The organism is Rhodopseudomonas sp., from assembly GCF_013377015.1.
GTDB lineage: Bacteria > Pseudomonadota > Alphaproteobacteria > Rhizobiales > Xanthobacteraceae > JARJEH01.
Genome location: NZ_JACABA010000006.1, coordinates 109586 through 130083 on the forward strand (window position 1 = coordinate 109586; position 20498 = coordinate 130083).

20 protein-coding genes are annotated in these 20498 nt (G+C 65.5%); 8 read left to right on the top strand and 12 right to left on the bottom strand.

From position 1 onward, the window contains the following. Window positions 1-39: 39 nt before the first annotated feature. A complete protein-coding gene (locus HXX15_RS20525; protein WP_296518409.1) occupies window positions 40-1041 on the bottom strand; it encodes a D-glycerate dehydrogenase in 1002 nt (333 codons plus the stop codon). A gap of 273 nt (window positions 1042-1314) precedes the next feature. Here HXX15_RS20525 and HXX15_RS20530 point away from each other — a divergent pair, with 273 nt between their 5' ends. Beyond that, window positions 1315-1797 (top strand): SH3 domain-containing protein, encoded by a 483-nt coding sequence (locus HXX15_RS20530; protein ID WP_296518664.1) that lies wholly within the window; start codon window positions 1315-1317, stop codon window positions 1795-1797. A gap of 126 nt (window positions 1798-1923) precedes the next feature. Here the strand turns inward: HXX15_RS20530 and irrA are convergent, their stop codons facing one another. Further along, on the bottom strand, window positions 1924-2376 hold the full coding sequence (irrA, locus tag HXX15_RS20535; protein ID WP_296518411.1) for an iron response transcriptional regulator IrrA: 453 nt from the start codon (window positions 2374-2376) through the stop codon (window positions 1924-1926). Window positions 2377-2654: 278 nt separating this feature from the next. On the opposite strand from irrA, the gene fabA reads away from it, so the two are divergent. The 3 genes from fabA to fabI all read left to right on the top strand — a co-directional run bounded on the left by fabA (window position 2655) and on the right by fabI (window position 5543). Next, window positions 2655-3182 (top strand): 3-hydroxyacyl-[acyl-carrier-protein] dehydratase FabA, encoded by a 528-nt coding sequence (gene fabA / locus HXX15_RS20540; RefSeq protein ID WP_296518412.1) that lies wholly within the window; start codon window positions 2655-2657, stop codon window positions 3180-3182. 90 nt (window positions 3183-3272) lie between these two features. After that, the gene (gene fabB, locus HXX15_RS20545; protein WP_296518414.1) at window positions 3273-4496 is read left to right on the top strand and encodes a beta-ketoacyl-ACP synthase I; all 1224 of its coding nucleotides are present in this window, start codon (window positions 3273-3275) and stop codon (window positions 4494-4496) included. Window positions 4497-4691: 195 nt separating this feature from the next. Then, complete coding sequence (gene fabI / locus HXX15_RS20550) at window positions 4692-5543, top strand: enoyl-ACP reductase FabI (protein WP_296518416.1); 852 nt, start codon at window positions 4692-4694, stop codon at window positions 5541-5543. A gap of 201 nt (window positions 5544-5744) precedes the next feature. On the opposite strand, the gene HXX15_RS20555 is transcribed toward fabI, so the two are convergent. Beyond that, window positions 5745-6350: a glutathione S-transferase family protein gene (locus HXX15_RS20555; RefSeq protein WP_296518418.1), complete on the bottom strand. Its 606-nt coding sequence runs from the start codon at window positions 6348-6350 to the stop codon at window positions 5745-5747. A 375-nt stretch (window positions 6351-6725) separates the two neighbouring features. Beyond that, on the bottom strand, window positions 6726-8909 hold the full coding sequence (gene katG, locus HXX15_RS20560; protein WP_296518420.1) for a catalase/peroxidase HPI: 2184 nt from the start codon (window positions 8907-8909) through the stop codon (window positions 6726-6728). A 244-nt stretch (window positions 8910-9153) separates the two neighbouring features. Between katG and HXX15_RS20565 the strand changes: the two genes are divergently transcribed. Further along, complete coding sequence (locus HXX15_RS20565) at window positions 9154-10131, top strand: LysR substrate-binding domain-containing protein (protein WP_296518422.1); 978 nt, start codon at window positions 9154-9156, stop codon at window positions 10129-10131. Here the strand turns inward: HXX15_RS20565 and HXX15_RS20570 are convergent. The 6 genes from HXX15_RS20570 to HXX15_RS20595 form a co-directional block, all read right to left on the bottom strand. Continuing rightward, window positions 10098-11120 carry a lipid A deacylase LpxR family protein gene (locus HXX15_RS20570; protein ID WP_296518424.1) on the bottom strand — a complete coding sequence of 341 codons (1023 nt, stop codon included), beginning with the start codon at window positions 11118-11120 and terminating at the stop codon, window positions 10098-10100. The two genes, HXX15_RS20565 and HXX15_RS20570, sit on opposite strands and share 34 nt — an antisense overlap. Window positions 11121-11332: 212 nt before the next feature. Continuing rightward, window positions 11333-11560 (bottom strand): zinc ribbon domain-containing protein, encoded by a 228-nt coding sequence (locus HXX15_RS20575; RefSeq protein WP_296518426.1) that lies wholly within the window; start codon window positions 11558-11560, stop codon window positions 11333-11335. Window positions 11561-11667: 107 nt separating this feature from the next. Next, on the bottom strand, window positions 11668-12405 hold the full coding sequence (locus tag HXX15_RS20580; RefSeq protein ID WP_296518428.1) for a DUF2786 domain-containing protein: 738 nt from the start codon (window positions 12403-12405) through the stop codon (window positions 11668-11670). A 57-nt stretch (window positions 12406-12462) separates the two neighbouring features. Continuing rightward, a complete protein-coding gene (recQ, locus tag HXX15_RS20585) occupies window positions 12463-14322 on the bottom strand; it encodes a DNA helicase RecQ (RefSeq protein WP_296518430.1) in 1860 nt (619 codons plus the stop codon). Window positions 14323-14657: 335 nt separating this feature from the next. Next, window positions 14658-16208 carry an AMP-binding protein gene (locus HXX15_RS20590; RefSeq protein WP_296518432.1) on the bottom strand — a complete coding sequence of 517 codons (1551 nt, stop codon included), beginning with the start codon at window positions 16206-16208 and terminating at the stop codon, window positions 14658-14660. A gap of 15 nt (window positions 16209-16223) precedes the next feature. Continuing rightward, window positions 16224-17366, bottom strand: coding sequence for an iron-containing alcohol dehydrogenase (locus tag HXX15_RS20595; protein WP_296518434.1), 1143 nt, complete (start codon window positions 17364-17366; stop codon window positions 16224-16226). 220 nt (window positions 17367-17586) lie between these two features. Here HXX15_RS20595 and HXX15_RS20600 point away from each other — a divergent pair, with 220 nt between their 5' ends. The 3 genes from HXX15_RS20600 to HXX15_RS20610 all read left to right on the top strand — a co-directional run bounded on the left by HXX15_RS20600 (window position 17587) and on the right by HXX15_RS20610 (window position 19980). Then, entirely contained in the window at window positions 17587-18462 is an 876-nt protein-coding gene (locus tag HXX15_RS20600; protein WP_296518436.1) for an S-methyl-5'-thioadenosine phosphorylase, read from the top strand. 7 nt (window positions 18463-18469) lie between these two features. Then, on the top strand, window positions 18470-19591 hold the full coding sequence (mtnA, locus tag HXX15_RS20605; RefSeq protein ID WP_296518438.1) for an S-methyl-5-thioribose-1-phosphate isomerase: 1122 nt from the start codon (window positions 18470-18472) through the stop codon (window positions 19589-19591). 83 nt (window positions 19592-19674) lie between these two features. After that, the gene (locus HXX15_RS20610) at window positions 19675-19980 is read left to right on the top strand and encodes a hypothetical protein (RefSeq protein ID WP_296518440.1); all 306 of its coding nucleotides are present in this window, start codon (window positions 19675-19677) and stop codon (window positions 19978-19980) included. On the opposite strand, the gene HXX15_RS20615 is transcribed toward HXX15_RS20610, so the two are convergent. Together HXX15_RS20615 and HXX15_RS20620 are read right to left on the bottom strand one after the other, a co-directional pair. Continuing rightward, window positions 19967-20122, bottom strand: a complete 156-nt coding sequence (locus HXX15_RS20615) for a hypothetical protein (protein ID WP_296518442.1) — start codon at window positions 20120-20122, stop codon at window positions 19967-19969. The two genes, HXX15_RS20610 and HXX15_RS20615, sit on opposite strands and share 14 nt — an antisense overlap. Window positions 20123-20133: 11 nt before the next feature. Then, window positions 20134-20409 carry a PepSY domain-containing protein gene (locus HXX15_RS20620; RefSeq protein ID WP_296518443.1) on the bottom strand — a complete coding sequence of 92 codons (276 nt, stop codon included), beginning with the start codon at window positions 20407-20409 and terminating at the stop codon, window positions 20134-20136. Window positions 20410-20498: the final 89 nt, after the last annotated feature.

Sequence of the window (20498 nt, forward strand, 5' to 3'; positions counted from 1 at the left end):
TAAGCGCGATGCGATCAGATAGGGCGTGAAAGCGCCGCTTCACAGCATCCCGGGCAGCACGCGATCCGGCGGCTTGTGATTGTCGAGGAAGGTGCGGATGTTGATGATCACCTTTTCGCCCATCTCGACTCGGCCCTCGATGGTGGCCGAGCCCATATGCGGCAGCAGCACCACCTTGCCGGCTTTCGCCAGCCGCACCAGCTTCGGATTGACCGCTGGTTCGTTCTCGAACACGTCGAGCCCGGCGCCGGCGATGTCGCCGCTTTCGATCAGCTTGGTCAGGGTCTCCTCGTCGATCACCTCGCCGCGCGCGGTATTGACCACATAGGCATCCCTGCGAATGAGTTTCAGTCGCCGGGCTGACAACAGATGGAACGTCGCTGGCGTATGCGGACAGTTCACCGAGATGATATCCATCCGCGCCAGCATCTGGTCGAGCGAGTCCCAATAGGTCGCGCCGAGTTCGTCGGCGATCCGTGGCGCCACCGGCTTGCGGTTGTGATAGTGGATTTGCAGCCCGAAGGCGCGGGCGCGGCGCGCCACCGCCTGGCCGATCCGGCCCATCCCGATGATGCCAAGCCGCTTGCCGCCGAGCCGCCGGCCCAGCATCCAGGTCGGCGACCAGCCGGGCCAGTCGCCGCCATTGGTCAGGATCATGGCGCCTTCGATCAGCCGCCGCGGCACTGCCAGGATCAGCGCCATGGTCATGTCGGCGGTGTCTTCGGTCAAGACTTTCGGCGTATTGGTGACGGTGATGCCGCGGGCATGGGCCGCGGCGACGTCGATATTGTCGATGCCGTTGCCGAAATTGGCGATCAGTTTCAGCCTGCAGTCTGGCTGCTTGAGGATCTCTTCGGTGACCGCATCGGTGACGGTCGGCACCAGCACGTCGGCGGTGCAGACCGCGGCGGCGAGCTGGTCGGGGCTCAACGGCAGATCGTCGAGATTAAGCCGGGCGTCGAACAGTTCGCGCATCCGGGTCTCGATCGAGTCCGGAAGCTTGCGGGTGACGACGACCAGAGGCTTTTTCTTAACCGACATAAAAATACTCTCAAGGTAGCGTGACGAGGTTGTTCAGTCCTCGTTAACCCGGCTGTTCGACACTGCCGCTGCAGTGCGACCAATGGGTTTTTCTCGGGTCTCTTCGTTTCCTTGTGGTTACCCGGATGCCTTCCGGACTTCTCTAGCAGAAGACCGCGCCAAGACAAGAACCCTGGGATTCACCGGAAAACCGACGGCGCGCAGAATGCGCGATGAAGAGGCGTGTTGATGACGACAAGAAATCTGTTTGGCGTCGCGTTGTTCGCAGGTGCGATGGTAGGCGCGGCCGGTGACCCGGCTTTCGCGTCCAAGGACGTGATCACCTCGGCCAGCGGGCTGCCGGTGCCGCGCTATGTCAGTTTGAAATCCGATCATGTGAATGTCCGCGCCGGTCCGACCAAGGACAACGACGTCGCCTGGGTCTACACCCGCTCCGGCCTGCCGGTGGAAATCACCGCGGAGTTCGAGAACTGGCGACGGGTGCGCGATTCCGAGGGCGCCGAGGGCTGGGTCTATCATTCACTGCTGTCGGGCCGCCGCACCGCAGTGATCACGATGAAATCGAAGGACGATCTGGCAACGCTGTATGACAGCGCGGACGCGAATAGTTCGGTCGCGGCGCGGCTCGAAGCCGGCGTGGTGGCGCAGGTCAAGCGCTGCGCCTCGGGCTGGTGCCGGATCAGCGGCAGCGGCTTCGACGGCTGGATCCAGCAGCAGCGGCTGTGGGGGGTCTATCTCGACGAGAAGGTGAATTGAGCCGCCCAGCGGCGCGTCGAGATCAATGTGTCTTGCCCGGGCTTGTCCCGGGCATCCACGGAAACAGCCACGGCGTTGTGTGCGGACCTAGCTCTTGCGAGATGACGTCACGCCCGTCAGGAAGGCTCAGACCTTCTTGCGCAGCCGGACCACCATGTCGATCCGAGCGATTTCGTAGCCTTCCGGGACGTCCGGGATCGAGCGCAGCGCCACATGCGAATCGGGAATGTCGATCAGCTCGTGGTTGCTTTCGAGATAGAAATGCTGGTGCGCGGTGACGTTGGTGTCGAAATAGGTCTTGGTGCCGTCGACGCTGACCTGGCGCAACAGGCCGGCATCGGTGAGCTGGTTCAGCGTGTTGTAAACCGTCGCCAGCGACACCGGCACCTTGGCCTGGCTGGCTTCCTCGTACAGCATTTCGGCGGTGAGATGCCGGGCGCCCTTGCCGAACAGCAACCAGCCCAGCGCCATCCGCTGCCGGGTCGGGCGTAGACCGACCGATTGCAGCATTTCATTGACGTCATGCCACGGACAACCGGTCAGCTGCAGCTGAGATCCGGAGCTCTGAGTTACGGCCATGACGGCCTCATCGCTCGAATAGGTCGTACGCTCACCGATGTCCACGTCAGGACCACCCCAATTTGCAGTGCACCAAGTGACTATAGGAAGCATTCGCCCCACATGCAAGCTTTTCGCAACTGGCGCTGTTGTCCAATATGCCTAGCAGACGTGTGACGGAGCCGCTTTGCGGGGGTCACATGGCTATGATAGAGAGCGCGCGACCGCTTCTTGCATTCGGCGAAGCGAAACTGGTCCTGCTGAAGCATTGACCGCATTGAGATAAGAGGCAACGCAGCATGCAGGACCGTCGCTCCAGTTACGACTACGAAGACCTGCTGGCGTGCGGCCGCGGCGAATTGTTCGGCCCGGGCAACGCCCAGCTGCCGCTGCCGCCGATGTTGATGTTCGATCGCATCACGGAGATTTCCGAGAGCGGCGGCGAACACGGCAAGGGCGTGATTCGCGCCGAGCTCGACGTCAATCCGGACCTGTGGTTCTTTGCCTGTCACTTCAAGGGCGATCCGGTAATGCCGGGTTGTCTCGGTCTCGACGCGCTGTGGCAGATGGTCGGGTTCTTCCTCGGCTGGACCGGCGGCGAAGGGCCGGGCCGCGCGCTCGGGCTTGGCGAACTAAAGTTATCCGGCCAAGTGCTGCCGAGCATCCGCAAGATCGTCTATAATATCGACATCAAGCGGGTGATGCGCTCGAAGCTGGTATTGGGCATTGCCGACGGGTGGCTTTCCGCCGACGACACCATTATCTATCGCGCCAAGGATCTGAAAGTCGGCCTGTTCAAGCAGGCCGCCGCACCGCAGCCGGCGTAAACCGAGCTGCTGCCGGCGCGAATGTCCTTCGGACTGGCCGGTTGAGGACGCAAACTTGCTACTAACGACCATGGAATGGACGAGGCGATCATGAGACGGGTTGTCGTCACGGGGATGGGCATTGTCTCCTCGATCGGAAACAATACGCAGGAAGTTCTTGCCAGCCTGCACGACGCCAGATCCGGCATCACCCGCGCCGACAAATACGCGGAATTGGGCTTCCGCTCCCAGGTGCAGGGCGCGCCGACGCTGAATCCGGCCGACGTGGTCGACCGCCGCGCGATGCGCTTCCTCGGCGAGGGCGCGGCGTGGAATCACGTCGCGATGGAACAGGCGCTGCTGGATTCCGGACTGGAACAGTCCGAGGTCTCCAACATCCGCACCGGCATCATCATGGGCTCCGGCGGACCGTCGGCGCGCACCATCGTCGAGGCCGCCGACATCACCCGCACCAAGGGCCCGAAGCGGGTCGGCCCGTTCGCGGTGCCGAAGGCGATGTCGTCGACGGCGTCGGCGACGCTCGCCACCTGGTTCAAGATCAAGGGCGTCAACTATTCGATCTCCTCGGCCTGCGCGACCTCGAATCACTGCATCGGCAATGCCTACGAGATGATCCAGTGGAACAAGCAGGACATCGTGTTCGCCGGCGGCTGCGAAGAACTCGACTGGTCGCTGTCGGTGCTGTTCGACGCGATGGGCGCGATGTCGTCGAAGTACAACGACACGCCGTCGACCGCGTCGCGGCCCTATGACGTCAGCCGCGACGGCTTCGTCATCGCCGGTGGCGCCGGTGTCGTGGTGCTCGAAGAGCTGGAGCATGCGAAGGCGCGCGGCGCCAAGATTTACGGCGAGATCGTCGGCTATGGCGCGACCTCGGATGGCTACGACATGGTGGCGCCGTCCGGCGAGGGCGCCGAGCGCTGCATGAAGATGGCGCTCGCCACCGTCGATACCAAGGTCGACTACATCAATCCGCACGCGACTTCGACGCCGGCCGGCGATCCGCCGGAAATGCAGGCGATCCGCAACGTGTTCGGCACCGGCGACAAATGTCCGCCGATTTCGGCGACCAAGGCGCTGACCGGGCATTCGCTCGGCGCGACCGGGGTGCAGGAGGCGATCTATTCGCTGCTGATGATGCAGAACGGCTTCATCTGCGAAAGCGCCAACATCACCGAACTCGATCCGGTGTTCGCCGACATGCCGATCGTGCGCAAGCGCATCGACAATGTGAAGGTGGGCACCGTGCTGTCGAACTCGTTCGGGTTCGGCGGCACCAACGCCACGCTGGTGTTCAAGCGGATGGATGCGTGATTTTTTCTAACCTCTCCCCGCTTTGGGGAGAGTTTGGCATCGGGCGTCGGCCGGGTGCCAAGCGAGAGCGACAGGTCTGAATTCACCGTCATGGCCGGGCTCGACCCGGCCATCCACGTCTTGATCCACACATGGTCCGATAGACGTGGGTGCCCGGGACAAGCCCGGGCATGACGAAACAGAGAGCGGTAGACGATGCAGGGACTGATGCAGGGCAAGCGCGGCCTGATCATGGGCGTCGCCAACAATCATTCGATCGCCTGGGGGATCGCCAAGACGCTGGCCGCGCACGGTGCCGAACTCGCCTTCACCTATCAGGGCGAAGCGCTCGGCAAGCGGGTCAAACCGCTGGCGCAATCGCTCGACGCCGAACTGGTGCTGCCCTGTGACGTCGAGGACCTCGCCAGCGTCGACGCGGTGTTCGACACGCTGCGCGACAAATGGGGCCGACTCGACTTCCTGGTTCACGCCATCGGATTTTCCGACAAGAACGAGCTGAAGGGCCGTTACGCCGACACCACGCGGGCGAACTTCTCCCGCACCATGGTGATCTCCTGCTTCTCCTTCACCGAATTGGCGAAGCGCGCCGCCGAGCTGATGCCGGACACCGGCGGCTCGATCATCACTCTCACTTATGGCGGCTCCACCCGGGTGATGCCGAACTACAATGTGATGGGCGTGGCGAAGGCCGCGCTGGAAGCCAGCGTGCGCTATCTGGCGGCTGATTTCGGCCCGCGCGCGATCCGCGTCAACGCGATCTCGGCGGGACCGATCCGGACCCTGGCGGGCGCCGGCATCGCCGACGCGCGGCAGATGTTCAACTACCAGATGCGCCACGCGCCGCTGCGCCGCACGGTGAGCATCGAGGAAGTCGGCGGTTCGGCGCTGTATCTGTTGTCGGACCTGTCGACCGGCGTCACCGGCGACGTCCACTTCGTCGATTCCGGCTACAACATCATCTCGATGCCGCACCCCGAGGCGTTGAAGATGGTCGACGAAGCCGAGACCGCCGCCGAGCAACGCGCCGCGCAGCAGGCGGCGAAGTAATTTTCTTGCATCCCCGAGCACGGCTCTCGTTCTGAGGAGCCTGCCGTAACCTACAGGGCACGGCCCTCATCCTGAGGAGCCGCGCGACTTCGCGCGGCGTCTCGAAGGATGGGATTGTGTCGCCTCACGGTTCGAGACGGCGCGAAGATGCGCCTCCTCACCATGAGGGCGCAGTGCGGGCGGCGCTTCAGAAGGCAGATTTCAGTTCTTCTCGCCCTCGGTCAGCACGGTGGCTCGCTGGAAGGCGGGGCGCGCCGCGCACAGATCGAGATAGCGCTCGAATGACGGCCGTGACGGCACCATCTTGAACTGCCGCACCGCGAAATTCAGCCCCGAGCAGATCACGATGTCGGCGGCGGAAAATTCCTCGCCGAGAATCCACGGCCCCTGCTGCAGCGCGTGGTCGAGCACGTCGAACACCCGCTGCGCGTCGCCCCAGCCCGCGGCGACCGAATTCAGCTCGATCTTGGTGGCGATCTGCACCATCGCGGGCTCGATGCAGCTCGGCGCGAAGAACAGCCAGTACAGGTATTTGGCGCGGCGCACGTCGCCGAGCGGCGGCGCCAGCTTGGCCTTTGGATAGCGCTCGGCCACATAGGCGCAGATCGCCGCCGACTCGGCCAGCGTCGCCTCGCCGTCCTCGAGCGCCGGCACCTTGCCCATCGGATTGACCGCGAGGAATTCCAGCGTGCGCTGCGCGCCCTTGGAAATGTCGATCAGCACCCGCTCATAGGGCTCGCCGGTCTCCTCCAGCAGCCACAGCGCCGAGAACGACCGCGACCGCGGCGACCAGTACAGTTTCATCATGGCGCTGTCCCCGACGCTATGTGGCATTTGAATCGAGACGAGTTGTGCGAAGATTCGGCCACGCGTGCAAGCGCTCAAGCGGCGATCGCAGTCATGGTCACGTTTGCCTTCGGGATGGTGACAGCGTCGCCGCGTCGGCAGCGCGCTCCCTCCCCCCTTGCGGGGGAGGGTCGGGGAGGGGGGTAACCACAAGCGCAGGATTCGCGGCCCCCCACCCCCGACCCTCCCCCGCAAGGGGGAGGGGAGCAGGGACGTTGCGATTTGGTGGGGGCAGCGCGCCGACAAAAAGCCCGCGGGCTTGCGCCATGCGGGCCGTCTCGGATTTCCGATGTCATGGCGACCGGCGGATCGCTCCGCCGGCCGCATGGTCGTCGATCAGTGCAGGTCGAACCGATCCGCGTTCATCACCTTGGTCCAGGCGGCGACGAAGTCCTTGACGAACTTCGTCTTGGAATCCGCCTGGGCATAGACTTCCGCCAGCGCGCGCAGCTGCGAGTGCGAGCCGAAGATCAGATCGACGCGAGTGCCGGTCCACTTCACCTCGTTGGTCTTGCGGTCGCGGCCTTCGTACACGCCTTCGGTGCCGGCGGACGGCTGCCATTGCGTGTTCATGTCGAGCAGGTTGACGAAGAAGTCGTTGCTCAGCGTCTCCGGCTTCTTGGTGAAGACGCCATGCGCCGGCTGTCCGTTCTTCAGCACCCGCAGGCCGCCGACCAGCACCGTCATCTCGGGCGCCGTCAGCGTCAGTAGTTCCGCCCGATCCACCAACTGCTCCTCGGGGGACTGGCGCTGCTTGCCACGGACGTAGTTGCGGAAACCGTCGACGGTGAGCTCCAATGGCGCGAAGGATTCGACGTCGGTCTGCTCCTGCGAGGCGTCCATGCAGCCCGGCGTGAACGGCACCGTCACATCGGTCCCGGCGTCCTTCGCGGCCTTCTCGATCGCGGCGGCGCCGCCGAGAATGATCAGGTCGGCGAGCGAGACTTTCTTGCTGGTCTGCGAAGCGTTGAATTCCTTCTGGATCGCTTCGAGCTTGGAGAGCACCGTGGCCAGCTGGGCCGGCTGGTTGACCTCCCAATCCTTCTGCGGGGCGAGGCGAATCCGCGCGCCATTGGCGCCGCCGCGCTTGTCGGAGCCGCGGAACGTCGAGGCCGACGCCCAGGCGGTGGTGACCAATTGCGACACCGACAGACCGGAGGCGAGGATCTTCGCCTTCAGCGCGGCGATGTCCTGATCGCCGATCAGTTCATGATCGACCGCCGGAATCGGATCCTGCCAGATCAGCTCTTCCTTCGGAACTTCCGGGCCGAGGTAGCGCACGATCGGACCCATGTCGCGATGCGTGAGCTTGTACCAGGCCCGCGCAAAAGCGTCGGCGAACTGATCCGGGTTTTCGTGGAAGCGCCGCGAGATCTTCTCGTAGATCGGGTCGACCTTCAAGGCGAGGTCGGTTGTCAGCATCGACGGCGCGTGGCGCTTGGTCGGATCGTGCGCATCCGGCACGCTATTGGCGCCGCCGCCGTGCTTCGGCGTCCACTGATGCGCGCCGGCCGGGCTCTTGGTCAGTTCCCATTCGTAGCCGAACAGGTTCCAGAAGAAGTTGTTGCTCCACTTCGTCGGCGTCGTGGTCCAGATCACTTCGAGGCCCGAGCCGATGGCGTCGTCGCCCTTGCCGGTGCCGAAGGCGTTCTGCCAGCCAAGGCCCTGCAGTTCGATGCCGGCAGCTTCCGGCTCCGGTCCGACCAGTGACGCGTCGCCGGCGCCGTGGGTCTTGCCGAAGGTGTGACCGCCGGCGATCAGCGCCACGGTTTCTTCGTCGTTCATCGCCATCCGGCCGAAGGTGTCGCGAATATCCTTGGCGGCGGCGAGCGGATCCGGCTTGCCGTTCGGACCTTCCGGATTGACGTAGATCAGGCCCATCTGCACCGCGGCGAGCGGATTATCGAGATCGCGGTCGCCGGAGTAGCGCTCGTCGGCCAGCCATTTGCCTTCGGGGCCCCAGTAGATGTCCTGTTCGGGTTCCCAAACGTCGGCGCGGCCGCCGCCGAAGCCGAAGGTCTTGAAGCCCATCGATTCCAGCGCAACGTTGCCGGTGAGAATCATCAGATCGGCCCAGGAGATTTTCTGGCCGTATTTCTGCTTGATCGGCCACAACAGCCGGCGCGCCTTGTCGAGGTTGACGTTGTCCGGCCAGCTGTTGAGCGGCGCGAAACGCTGCTGCCCGCCGCCGCCACCGCCGCGGCCGTCGCCGATCCGGTAGGTGCCGGCGCTGTGCCACGCCATCCGGACGAACAGCGGCCCGTAATGGCCGAAGTCGGCCGGCCACCACTCCTGCGAGTCGGTCATCAGCGCGGTGAGATCCTTCTTCAGCGCCGCGAGGTCGAGCTTCTTGAATTCCTCGGCGTAGTTGAACGCTTCGCCCAACGGATTGGACAACGGCGAGTGCTGGTGCAGAACCGAGAGATCGAGCTGGTTCGGCCACCAGTCGCGGTTGGCCCTTGCGGCCGTCGCGTGCGCGACCGGGCATTTGCCGGCGCTGTCGTCAGTCTTTCCGTCCATGGGTCTCTCCGATCGTGGTTTGTGATGGTGTTTGTGTTGGTCCGTGGCTGGCCGTTATCGATTCAGGCGGAGCGGGCCGGCGGCATGCGGCCTCGGCATATCGTCTGATGATGATGATGTGTTGACCGGTGGCCCCCGCCGACGCGGCGATCGTCGGGAACCCGGCGAGCCGCAATCTGGAACAAATCGATCATCAGGTCCAGTCGATTTGCATTGTTTCAGCGATCAGATTAATTTATCGGCCATGGTGACACTCCGACAGCTCCGCTACCTCTCCGCGCTCGCCAAGCACGGCCATTTTGGCCGCGCTGCGGAAGCCTGCGCGGTGACCCAGCCGGCGCTGTCGATGCAGATCGGCGATCTGGAGCGCACGCTCGGGGTCAAGGTGGTGGAACGCCGGCCCGGCGAGGTGATCCTGACCGATGCCGGCCGGGAGATCGCGCGGCGCGGCGACGACGTGCTGACGGCGTCGCGTGACCTGGTGGATTTCGCCCGGCATCGCGGCAAGCCTCTGACCGGGCGGCTGACGCTCGGGGTGATCCCGTCGCTGGCGCCGTATCTGCTGCCGAAGATTTTGCCGGCGCTGCAGCGGGGGTTTCCGGAATTGCGGCTGGAGCTGCGCGAAAGCCAGACCCGGCAGCTGGTCGGCGACATCAAAAGTGGCGTGCTCGACGCCGCGCTGCTGGCGCTGCCGGCCGGCGATTCCGACCTCGACGCGATCGCGCTGTTCGAAGATCTGTTTCTGCTGGCGGTGCCGGCCGACGACCCGCGGCCGGAAGCGGTGCCGGTCGCGGTGGACGGGATCGATCAGTCCCGGCTGATCCTGCTTGAAGACGGCCATTGCCTGCGCGACCAGGCGCTCGCCTTCTGCGCCACCGCGCGTCGCCGCGACGGCTCTGCCGGCGCCATGACGTTCGGGGCCTCGAGCCTGACCACGGTGATCCAGATGGTCGCCGGCGGCTATGGCATGACGCTGATCCCGCAGATCGCGGCCGAGGTCGAGCGCCGCGACCAGCGGGTGAAATTCCTGCGCCTGCGGCCGCCGCAGCCCGGCCGCAGCATCGGCCTGGTGTTTCGCAAGACCTCGCCGCGCAAGGCCGACTTCGGGGCGCTGGGCGACGTTGTGAAAGGGTGCGTGGAGGAATCGGGTTGCCGGCCGGTGCCGCCGGGGCGAAAGCCGCCGCCCGCTCAGAACCGAGCGGACAGTGCCAGCGAGCCGTAGAGCGACGACGATTTCGGCTGGGTGGTGTATTCGCGCGAGCGGCGGATCACCGTGGCAGTCGCGCCGAAGCCGGACTGGCTGAACAATTCGGCGCCCGCGATCAGGTCGTAGACGAAGACCTCGCGGGTTACGCTCAAGCTGTCCTGGAAGGTGTTGCCGTCGAGGAAGATGTTGCGGGCCACCCCGCGGGCCTGGGCGCCGGCGAACAGGTCGAAGCCCCAGAACGGCGCATCGGGATTGGGGCTGATGAAGTTCGCGCCGGTGATGCCCGGCCGCATCACGGTCGGGCCCCAGGTGGTGGAGAGCGAGCGGCCGATTCGCGCGATCGCGCCGACTTCGCCATAGGTGAAGACGTTGCCGCCGGTGAAGCCGATCGACGGAATGAAATCGACGCCATAGCCGCCGCCGAATTCGGTGCCGAATTTCCAGCGGCGATCCCACGCCAGCAGGAAGCCGGGCTCATTGTGCAGCTCGTAGCCGTTGATGAACGGCGCGGTCTGGCTCAGCAGCCGGTGGAACGAACTCTGAACTGCATTGGCGAGCGAGGCCGAGCCGCCGACCGCGCCGACCTGGAACTCGAACGAATCGAGCTGCCGTCGGCCAGTTTCCTGCGCAACGTTGAATCCGGTGTAGAGCCAGCCGCCAAACGGCCGGTCGACTCCCGGGATGCGGGGGGTGCGCACGGTGGTATGATCCGGGGTGTAGATGCTCTGGGCCAGCGCGATCCATTCGAACTGCTGCTTGACCGGCCCGCCCGGCGCGCCGAACGTGATCAGCCCCGGACTGACGAAGTCGAACGCCTTGCCGGCGAGAATGTCGCGCGAGAAATCATCGAACACGAAGGACAGCCGGAAACCGTCGCTGTAATCGCGATCGGTGTCGCCGATGGCGTCATTTTCCCAATTGAATACGGCGCGCTGCGCCAGCGCCTGGCTCGAAGCCAGCAAGGCGGCGGCAACAACAGCGATACGAGTCCAGCCGAGACGCATGCAAATTCTCAAAGCTTCCAGTATCCGCACTTTTGAGCCAACCATCCGGTTCGGGCAAGCGCAAAAGCGGCGGCGCCGCCGCAATCCGGGGGTTGCTCGCGCGGCGTGGCCGCGCGGCAACAAATTGCCGGCCGTCAGCGCCGCCGACGGGACCCTGGTTGCAACTTGCTCGCAGCCACCCAGCTGCCGCGCCATCGCGGTGCGGGGCGCGGTCAGCGCCGGCGCTCCGCGCGGCTGAAATTGCTGAGATGGCCCTCGCGCGCGGCGCGGGCGCGGGCGGATTTCGCCAGCGCGCCGCTTTTGCCGGGCGGGGCCGGGCGCGACACCAGGCGGGTCAGTTTCCGGCTGTCGCAGGCGGGACAGCGCGGTCGTTCCGACAGGCCGACCAGCAATTCGACCTCGCTGTCGCAATCCGCACAATGAAACCCGTAAAGCGGCATCGCCGCGCCTCCTGCTGAACCCGATGCGAGCAGCGAAGCAGGAATTGGACCAGCCGCCCACATCTCCCAGGCAGAGCCGGGCCGAAGTTGAGGCCGGCCGGGCACAGCTAGCGCTTCAGGGCGGCGGTCGGATCGGCGCCGATTCCCGGATTGATCGACAGCTGCGCCCCCGCGCTGCCGCCGGCCTCATAGGCCGTCATCGATACCGTCCGGCCGGTGCCGCGCGTCGCGCGCAGCTTGAGGTCGAGCTTGTCGAACTCGTCATCGACCACCGCGGACTTCAGCACCACGAGGCCGCGGCCGGCGCCGTCATTGACCTTGTCGCGCGCGGCCTTCATCGCCACCAGTCTGTCGCCGATCGAAACCACCATGCCGAACGTGAAGGACGCGTTGGCGAGATGGCGGTCCTGGTGCCGGAACCGGCGATAGTCCGCACTGGTCTTGTAGCGGCCGAGTTCGGAGCGCACCGCGGCGTCGATTAGTTCGGTCAGATAATGCGCGACCTCGATGTCGGAGCGCAGCCCGAAATACACGTAGCGATTCTCGCCGGCGGGGTTCTTTTCGCGCCAGACCCGGCAATCGCAAAAATGCGCGATCGCGCCGACGCAATCGTCGAGCGGAATCCGCTTCTTGCGAAAGGTCTCGAAGCTGATCTGCTCGCACGGGGTCTCGCGAATCTCGACGTCGCTCAGCGACAGATCGTGCCGATCCAGCAGTTCGGCGACCTTGGCGGCCGCCGACAACGCCTCCTCCTCGGTACAGCCGTTGGCGATGGTCTTGCCACGCAACGCCTGGATTCGGGTCTTGAGCTTGTCGAGCGCGGCGAGATGGGATGGGTTGGACACCGATACCTTTTTCTGAAGAATCCGCGATTCCGGTGAGGTCCGCGACCGGTAGCCGGTTCAGGTGTCTGAAGCACTTACCAAAGCCAGCAACTCCTGGCCATAATGTTCCAGCTTCTTGTCGCCGATGCCCGGAATGCCGCGCAATTGCGCTAGCGTAGTCGGCCGCGTCGCCGCGATGCCGTCGATGGTGGCGTCGTGCAGCACCACATAGGCAGGCACGCCGCGGGTGCGCGCCACGTCGGAGCGCCAGGCCTTCAGCCTTGCGAACAGGCCCGCATCGCCGGTGCCGCGCGTAGCCGCGGCCGGCGCCAGATCGCCGCGTCGCGACTTGCCGCGCGGCGGGCGGGCGCTGGCGACCTGCTCGCGCAGCATCACCTCGGTCTCGCCCTTCAGCACGCCGCGCGAACTGTCGGTCAGCTTCAGCGCGCCGAACGCTTCGCTGTCCGGCTTGAGGTGACCGAGCGCCACCAATTGCCGCATCACCGCGCGCCATTGCTTCTCGTTCAGCTCGGCGCCGATCCCGAACACCGACAATCTGTCGTGGCCGAATTGCGTGACCTTTTCGGTGACGCGGCCGATCAGCACGTCGATCAGATGTATCGCGCCGAAACGCTGCCCGGTGCGATAGGCGCAGGACAGCAGCTTCTGCGCCGCGACGCTGCCGTTCCAGACCTTCGGCGGGTTGAGGCAATTGTCGCAATTGCCGCAATTGGTGCCGGTGGTTTCCTCGCCGAAATAGCCGAGCAGCCGGTCGCGCCGGCAATGCGTGGTTTCGCACAGCCCGACCAGCGCATCGAGCTTGCCGATAGACACCCGCTTGAAGGCTTCGGCGCCGCTGGATTCGTCGATCATCCGGCGCTGCTGCACGATGTCGGACAGGCCATAGGCCATCCAGGCGTCGGACGGCTTGCCGTCGCGGCCGGCGCGGCCGGTCTCCTGATAGTAAGCCTCGATGCTCTTCGGCAGATCGAGATGCGCGACGAAGCGGACGTCGGGCTTGTCGATGCCCATGCCGAACGCCACGGTGGCGACCATGACGATGCCGTCTTCGTTGATGAAACGGTCCTGGTTGCGGGCGCGTGTGGCGGCGTCGAGCCCGGCGTGATAGGGCAGCGCGTGAATCCCGAATTTGGTCAGCGTCGCCGCGGTATCCTCGACCTTGGCGCGCGACAGGCAATAGACGATGCCGGCGTCGCCGGCGTGGCGGTCCTCGATGAAGGCTTTCAGCTGCGCCGGTGCGCTCTGCTTGTCGACGATCTCGTAGCGGATGTTGGGGCGGTCGAAGCTGGCGACGAAATGCGGCGCGTCGGTGAGCCCGAGCCGTTCGGCGATCTCGCGCCGGGTGAGCTCGTCGGCGGTGGCAGTCAGCGCGATCCGCGGCACGTTGGGGAATTTCTCCGCAATCGCCGACAGGCCGATATATTCCGGGCGGAAATCGTGGCCCCATTGCGATACGCAATGCGCCTCGTCGATCGCAAACAGCGCGATCTCGGCGCGACCGAGCATCGCTAGGCAGCGCGGCGTCAAGAGTCGCTCCGGCGCGACATAGAGCAGGTCCAACTCGCCGGCCAGCAATTGCTGCTCGACCGCGTTGGCCTCGTCCCACGACAGCGACGAATTCAGCACCGCCGCCCGGACCCCGGCCTCGAGCAGGCCGGCGACCTGGTCGCGCATCAGCGCGATCAGCGGCGAAACCACGATGCCGCAGCCCGGGCGCAGCAGCGACGGTAATTGATAGCACAGCGACTTGCCGCCGCCGGTCGGCATCAGCACCAAACAATCGCCGCCGGAGGCGACGTGGCGGACGATCTGTTCCTGGCTGCCGCGGAACCCGGGCAGGCCGAACACGTGGTTCAGCGCCGAGAGGGCAGTGGTGGCAAGATCGTCGTCAGGACGGCGAGCGGCGGAGAGGGTCATGCGGACGGGCGTTCGAACGAGGTCATGCCGAACCATACCCTAACGGCAGAGATTCGCTCACAGTCTCGGCCAAAAATGCGCGGCATCTTCGATCAGGCGCTGAGGACGAACATCCTCATCCTTCGAGACACCCGGCTCCGCCTGCGGCTATGCCGGGCTCCTCAGGATGAGGTCCAGCCTCGGCGGTACGCCCGTGCCCTCATGGTGAGGTCCAGCCACGCGGGACGTCTGTGCCCTCATGGTGAGGAGCGCGCCTTTTGGCGCGCGTCTCGAACCATGACCTGTTCTGCGACGACTCTCGGCGACTTTCGCGCCTAGCCTGCCGCCCTCAAGCTTCACACGATCCGTGTCTCCTTGCTGCCCCAATATTTGTCGCGCAGCAGGCGCTTGTAGAGCTTGCCGGTCGGCAGTCGCGGCAGCTCTTCCTCGAAATCGATCGAGCGCGGCACCTTCTGGCGCGACAGCGACAGGCCGCAGAACGCGATCAGTTCCTGGGCGAAGTCGGGGCCGACATCGACACCCGGCATTGGCTGCACCACGGCTTTCACCTCCTCGCCGAGGTCCTCATTGGGCACGCCGAATACCGCGGCGTCGGCGACCTTGGGATGGGTGATCAGCAAATTCTCGCATTCCTGCGGATAGATGTTCACCCCGCCGGAGATGATCATGAAGGTGGTGCGGTCGGTGAGATGCAGGAAGCCGTCGGCATCCACATAGCCGACGTCGCCGACGGTGCTCATGCTGCCGTCGGGTGAACGGGTCTCAGCGGTGCGGGCGGGATCGTTGAAATATTCGAACGGCGTCGCGGTCTTGAACCAGATCTGGCCCGGCGTCAGCGGCGGCGACGGCTGCATCCGGTCGTCGAGAATGTGCAGATCGCCGAGCATCACCTTGCCGACCGTGCCCCGGTGCGCCAGCCATTCGGCGCTGTCGCAGGCGGTGAAGCCGAGCCCCTCGGTGGCGCCGTAATATTCGTGGATGATCGGGCCCCACCATTTGATCATCTCTTCCTTGACCTGCGGCGGGCAGGGCGCGGCGGCATGGACCGCGGTCTCCAGCGTTGAGAGGTCATAGCGTGTCCGTACCGCCTCCGGCAGCTTCAGCATCCGCGAGAACATCGTCGGCACCAGCTGGCTGTGGGTGATTTTGTATTTCTCGATCAGCGCCAGATACTGCTCCGGATCGAAATGCTCCATGATGATCGCGGTGCCGCCGGTGCGGATCACCAGGCTGACGGCGGCCTGCGGCGCCGAGTGATACAGCGGCGCCGGCGACAGATAGATCATGCCGTCGCGATAGCGCCACAGCTGCTGCAGAAAGTGGAACAGCGGCAAGGGCTGCGTCGGCGGCTGCTCCGGCAGCGGCCGCACGATGCCTTTCGGCCGCCCGGTGGTGCCGGAGGAATACAGCATCGGGGTGCCGAGGCTTTCATCGGCGATCGGGGTGTCGGGCAGGTCTTTCGTGGCCTCGGCCAGGTCGACGATGCGGTCGCTTTCGCCCGGGCCGTCAACCACGATGCAGAGGCTGACATTCGGGCACTGCTTCAGCGCCTCGCGGGCGACATCGAGTTTGGCGGTCGAGGTGATCAGCACGCGGGATTCGCTGTTGTTGACGATATAGGCGAGTTCGCCCGGCGTCAGATAGGAATTGACGCAGGTGTAGTACAGGCCGGCGCGTTCGCCTGCACCGCAGGCCTCGAGGTAGCGGTTGTTGTTCTCCATGAAGATCGAGTAGTGGTCGAGCCGCTTCAACCCGGCCTTGCGCAGCAGATGCGCCAATTTGTTGCTGCGGGCCTCGAGCTCGGCGTAGCTCACGGTTTCGCCGGTCGAGGCCATGATGAAGGCGGGGTGATCGGGGCGGTCCTTGGCGTGAATGCCGGTATACATGCTGGCCTCCTTCGGTTACGCGGCGAGAGCGAGGATTTCGCGCACCTGCGCGGGTCCGTCGATCGGGCGCGGATTGCGCGGGATCCATGGCGTGCCCATCGCCTGCTCGGCGATGCGCTCGAAATGCTCGGGTCCGACATTCACTTCGCGCAACGAGCGCGGCATGCCGAGGCCGCGGATCAGCGCGTCGAGCAATTCGCCGGCGTCCTTGCCGGGATACCCCATCGCGCTCGCGACCAGCGCCTGACGCTCGGCATTGGCTGACTTGTTCCAGCGCATCACTGCCGGCAGCATCACGCAGGAAGTGTGGCCGTGCGGCACTTCGAATACCGCGCCGAGCACATAGCCGATGCCGTGGCTGGCGCCCATCGGCACGCCGGTCGATAGCGGCCCCATCGACAGCCAGGTGCCGAACTGGCAGCCGAGCCGCGCGTCGAGATCGGTCGGATCGGCCTTCACCCGCGGCAGGCCCCGCGCCAGAAGCGCCAGCCCCTTCAGCGCCTGGGCGTCGCCGTAGGGATGCGCCTCGCGCGAGCAGATGCCCTCGACGCAATGATCGACCGCGCGGATCCCGGTCGACAGGAACAGCCATTCCGGGGTGTGCACGGTGATGGCGGGATCGAGAATCGCGGCGCGCGGCATCACCAGCGGATGCGCCAGCCGTTCCTTGACGTGGGTCGCCTCGTTGGTGACGCCCGCGATGGCGCTGAACTCGCCGCCCGAAATCGTCGTCGGCACGCTGATCTGCCGGACCTTGGGCGCGACAGGCGCGGTGACATTGCGGACGCGGTCGATGTCGGCAACGCTGCGGATGTCGTTGGCGAGGCAGATCTGCACCGCCTTGGCGCCGTCGGTGATCGACCCGCCGCCGACCGTGACGATCAAGTCGGCGTCGGTGGCGCGAGCCTGCTCGGCGGCGGCGATCACCGCGGTGCGTGGCGTATGCGCCGGCATCGCATCGAACACCGCCACGCAGCGGGCGCCGAGCGCGTCGCGGATTTTGGCGATTTCGTCGGTCTGCCGGTTTAGCGTCCCGCTGACCATCAGAATGGCGCGGTTGGCGCCGATCCGGTCCATCTGCCCGACGATCGCAGCCGCGGCCGGCTGCCCGAATACCACTTCCTCCATGGCGCCAAACACGACGCGTCCCGTTTGCACGTTGGTTCACTCCCTGCGCGGCCAAATTTGCGAGGCCTTCGCAGCAATCTAGTATGACCGCGGCGGCCGCGGGAACAGAAAAATCGTCGCGGTGGATTGGATGCGCCGCGCCACGTCATTGCATCTGCCGCATGCGACGTTTGGCGGATCCGCCGGAATTCGGGGTTGTGGATGCGCGTCCCGCATGTTGAATGCGCTTGGCAACAACAGGGGACATGGCATGACCAGGGCGGTGCTGGGCATTATCGGCGGATCCGGCATTTACGACTTGCCGGGACTGGAAGACGTCCGCGACGAGGCAATCAAGAGCCCGTGGGGCGAGCCGTCGGCGCCGGTGCGGCACGGCAGCATCGCCGGGCTGCCGATCGTGTTCCTGCCGCGCCACGACAAGGGCCACCGGCTGTCGCCCTCCGACATCAATTACCGCGCCAATATCGATGTACTGAAGCGCGCCGGGGTCACCGACCTGATCTCGCTGTCGGCCTGCGGCTCGTTCAAGGAAGAATTGCCGCCCGGCACCTTCGTGCTGGTCGACCAGTTCGTCGACCGCACCCACAAGCGCGAGAGCTCGTTCTTCGGCAAGGGCTGCGTCGCCCATGTCTCGATGGCGCATCCGGTCAGCCCGCGGCTGCGGATTCATCTCGCCGCCGCCGCCGAGGCCGAGGGCATCGCGATGGTGCGCGGCGGCACCTACCTGTGCATGGAAGGCCCGCAATTCTCCAGCTACGCCGAGAGCATCACCTACAAGCAGGCCGGCTATTCGGTGATCGGCATGACCAACATGCCGGAGGCCAAGCTCGCCCGCGAGGCCGAGATCTGCTACGCCAGCGTGGCGATGGTGACCGATTTCGATTGTTGGCATCCCGACCATGACGCCGTCACGGTGCAGGACATCATCCGGGTGCTGAGCTCGAACGCCGAAAAGGCCAAGAGCCTGGTGGCGCGGTTCGCCCAGGAATTCCCGCGCCAGCATGAGGAATGCCCGATCGGCTCCGACCGTGCGCTCGACACCGCGATCATCACCCAGCCGGAATATCGCGATCCGGAACTGCTGAAGAAGCTCGACGCGGTCGCGGGTCGAATCCTGAAAGCGTGAGGGCGTCATGAAGGTCGACGGCAAGCATATCCGTAGCATCTGGCTGGAGCCCGATGGCGTCACCGTCGGGGCGATCGACCAGCGCCGGCTGCCGCATGAATTCGTGGTGGCGCGGCTCGCTACTTGCGCCGACGCGGCTGAGGCGATTCGCTCGATGCTGGTGCGCGGCGCGCCGCTGATCGGCGCCACCGCGGCCTATGGCATGGCGCTGGCGATGCGCGAGGACGGCTCCGACGCCGCGCTCGACCGCGCCTATGCGACGCTGATCGCGACCCGGCCGACCGCGATCAATCTGAAATGGGCGCTCGACGCCATGCACGCCGTGCTGCGGCCGCTTGCGCCGGCGGAGCGCGTAGCTGCGGCCTATGCGCGCGCCGGTGCCATCGCCGAGGACGATATCGCGATCAACCAGGGCATCGCCCATAACGGCCTGGCGCTGATCGAGATGATCAAGGCCTGCAAGAAGCCGGGCGAGCGCGTCAACGTGCTGACCCATTGCAATGCCGGCTGGCTCGCCACCGTCGACTGGGGCACCGCCACCGCGCCGATCTATCTGGCGCATGACAACGGCATCGATCTCCACGTCTGGGTCGACGAGACAAGGCCGCGCAACCAGGGCGCCTCGCTGACGGCCTGGGAGCTCGGCCATCACGGCGTGCCCCATACCGTGATCCCCGACAATACCGGCGGCCATCTGATGCAGCACGGCATGGTCGATCTCTGCATCGTCGGCACCGACCGGGTCACCGCCGACGGCGACGTCTGCAACAAGATCGGCACTTACCTGAAGGCGCTGGCCGCCCGCGACAATGGCGTGCCGTTCTATGTCGCGCTGCCGTCGCCGACCATCGATTTCACCATTCGCGACGGCATTCTGGAAATCCCGATCGAACAGCGCGAGGCTTCCGAGGTGACCCACATGACCGGGCGCACCGACGATGGCCGGATCGAAACCGTCCGCGTGGTCCCGGCGGGGTCGCCGGTAGCGAATTACGGCTTCGACGTCACCCCGTCGCGGCTGGTGACCGGGCTGATCACCGAACGCGGCGTGCTGAAGGCTGAGCGCGGCGCGCTCGCCGCCGCGTTCCCCGAGCGCGTCGTGCGTCGTCAGGACGCGCTGCGGGCGTAGCCTGCGCGATTCGATAGTACTGCGTCGATCGCACGGCGCATGCTAGTCTTGACCGATCGGACCAGCGAGGACGTCGTGGCATCATGACCGACCAGAACTCAAAGTCGCCGCCGCAACAGCCGCGCTCCGAGCCGGAGATCATTCCGCCGGGCGCGACCCACGATCCGATGGGCACGCGGATCTTCATCGACGAGAATACCAGCCAGCGAATCTATGTCGGAAAAATCGGCCCGCTGGGCGTCATGGGCATAGGGCTGACGCTCGCCGTGGTGATCGCGGTGGTGCTGGTGCTGCTGCTGGGTGCGTTCCTGCTCTGGATCCCGATCGTCGCCGTGTTGGTCGGCGTCGGCCTGGTCGCCGGCGTTCTGCGCAATCTCAAGGGCGGGTAATCTCGGCTGCGCTTGCTACGCCGCCGGTAAGGTCGGAATTTTTCCGCGACCCGTGGAACAGCCGCGCGAAACCGTCCCGGACCCGCACCGAAGCCGGCGGCGCGGTGCCGCCGGCTTCGCCCATGACATTGCTGATGGTCATCGGTCGGTCCCTTACAGCTTGCCGACGATGTCGCCATTGGTCGGATCGACGAACACCTCGACCTCGGCGCCGCTCTTGTCGAGGGTGTAGAATTCGCCGCAGGCTTTCTTCACCTTGCCCTTCTGCACCTTGAAGCCCTGGGCTTCGACCTTGGCCTGCAGCGCCTGCACCGACAGCCACTGGCTTTGCGGCGCCGAGGTGCAGGGCTTGCCCCAGCTGTCGGCGCGGGCGGCGGAGGTGGCGACGAGCAGCGCGGCTGCGGCGGTGATGAGTGCGATCTTGCGCATGATGGGTATCTCCGTTGATGCCCGGCGCACCATGCGGCGGGCGATGTACGGACCATGCGCCCTGTGTGCTGACAGCCGCCTGTTGGCTG

Excerpts from the sequence above, each read along its gene's own strand:
- HXX15_RS20525 (WP_296518409.1), bottom strand. The coding sequence starts at position 1,041 with ATGTCGGTTAAGAAAAAGCCTCTGGTCGTCGTCACCCGCAAGCTTCCG.
- HXX15_RS20530 (WP_296518664.1), top strand. The coding sequence starts at position 1,315 with ATGGTAGGCGCGGCCGGTGACCCGGCTTTCGCGTCCAAGGACGTGATC.
- irrA (WP_296518411.1), bottom strand. The coding sequence starts at position 2,376 with ATGGCCGTAACTCAGAGCTCCGGATCTCAGCTGCAGCTGACCGGTTGT.
- fabA (WP_296518412.1), top strand. The coding sequence starts at position 2,655 with ATGCAGGACCGTCGCTCCAGTTACGACTACGAAGACCTGCTGGCGTGC.
- fabB (WP_296518414.1), top strand. The coding sequence starts at position 3,273 with ATGAGACGGGTTGTCGTCACGGGGATGGGCATTGTCTCCTCGATCGGA.
- fabI (WP_296518416.1), top strand. The coding sequence starts at position 4,692 with ATGCAGGGACTGATGCAGGGCAAGCGCGGCCTGATCATGGGCGTCGCC.
- HXX15_RS20555 (WP_296518418.1), bottom strand. The coding sequence starts at position 6,350 with ATGATGAAACTGTACTGGTCGCCGCGGTCGCGGTCGTTCTCGGCGCTG.
- katG (WP_296518420.1), bottom strand. The coding sequence starts at position 8,909 with ATGGACGGAAAGACTGACGACAGCGCCGGCAAATGCCCGGTCGCGCAC.
- HXX15_RS20565 (WP_296518422.1), top strand. The coding sequence starts at position 9,154 with ATGGTGACACTCCGACAGCTCCGCTACCTCTCCGCGCTCGCCAAGCAC.
- HXX15_RS20570 (WP_296518424.1), bottom strand. The coding sequence starts at position 11,120 with ATGCGTCTCGGCTGGACTCGTATCGCTGTTGTTGCCGCCGCCTTGCTG.
- HXX15_RS20575 (WP_296518426.1), bottom strand. The coding sequence starts at position 11,560 with ATGCCGCTTTACGGGTTTCATTGTGCGGATTGCGACAGCGAGGTCGAA.
- recQ (WP_296518430.1), bottom strand. The coding sequence starts at position 14,322 with ATGACCCTCTCCGCCGCTCGCCGTCCTGACGACGATCTTGCCACCACT.
- HXX15_RS20590 (WP_296518432.1), bottom strand. The coding sequence starts at position 16,208 with ATGTATACCGGCATTCACGCCAAGGACCGCCCCGATCACCCCGCCTTC.
- HXX15_RS20600 (WP_296518436.1), top strand. The coding sequence starts at position 17,587 with ATGACCAGGGCGGTGCTGGGCATTATCGGCGGATCCGGCATTTACGAC.
- mtnA (WP_296518438.1), top strand. The coding sequence starts at position 18,470 with ATGAAGGTCGACGGCAAGCATATCCGTAGCATCTGGCTGGAGCCCGAT.
- HXX15_RS20610 (WP_296518440.1), top strand. The coding sequence starts at position 19,675 with ATGACCGACCAGAACTCAAAGTCGCCGCCGCAACAGCCGCGCTCCGAG.
- HXX15_RS20615 (WP_296518442.1), bottom strand. The coding sequence starts at position 20,122 with ATGACCATCAGCAATGTCATGGGCGAAGCCGGCGGCACCGCGCCGCCG.
- HXX15_RS20620 (WP_296518443.1), bottom strand. The coding sequence starts at position 20,409 with ATGCGCAAGATCGCACTCATCACCGCCGCAGCCGCGCTGCTCGTCGCC.